Source organism: Cryomorpha ignava, assembly GCF_010686655.1.
GTDB classification, from domain to species: Bacteria; Bacteroidota; Bacteroidia; order Flavobacteriales_D; family Cryomorphaceae; genus Cryomorpha; species Cryomorpha ignava.
The window spans coordinates 1-800 of the sequence record NZ_JAAGVY010000138.1 but is presented as its reverse complement, the minus strand read 5'-3'; the positions used below and the strand labels follow the sequence as shown (position 1 = coordinate 800).

General features: G+C 43.8%; 1 pseudogene. It reads right to left on the bottom strand.

Going from position 1 to position 800, the window contains the following annotated elements:
* A pseudogene (locus G3O08_RS20765) lies at positions 1 to 800 on the bottom strand (hypothetical protein); the annotation flags it as partial.

Genomic DNA, 800 nt, shown 5'->3' with positions numbered 1-800 from the left:
GCTTCGTCAGCATTACTATTGTCAGCATCGAAGCTAAGGAACCAAATTAAGCAGTTACCTGCTCCTGCATTATCAAAATTGATGGCTTCAACATCTGCCATAGTAGCAGGAAGTCCAAGGAGATTAAGATCAGCATCAGTTACTACCCATGTAGCGCCGTATCCTTCCGGAGCATCAGGAGCAGTTGCAAAAGCAACATCAACTGTGCTTGGCACATCGTCGTCAACACAAACAGTTACAACTAAAGATCCATCTTCAAATTGGATTGCTCCACCATCGGCTTCACAAACAAATATTGGAGTACCAAGGCACGCACAATCTTCAGTTACGACATCATTTTCAGTACTGTCATCTCCATCATCACAGGCATCGCCAATGTTTGCTCCGAGTGCAGGACAGTCTAGAATTACAGTACCGACACATTCACAATCTGCGGTTACTACGTCGTTTTCTGTATTGTCATCTCCATCATCACAGGCATCGCCAATGTTCAGGCCAAGGTCATCACAATCTACTACAGCTGCAGCATTAATTACTGTGAACGTTGGGATGTTTTCGTAATCAACTAATGAAGCTCCGTAGAAAGTCATTGCAGAATAGTCAACAGTATCAACATTCGTTTGGTGTCTGATATCTGTTGAAACCCAGGCAGAACCTGCTGGAACATTCACTTGAAATTCCATCAACATATAATCGGTCTCTACATATCCGCCTGCCCCATCAGAGGGAGGAAGAATGAATCCACCAAGAATCGCCTGCGTAAAGCTTAGGTGACCTACGTCTTGTGAAATTACGTTATA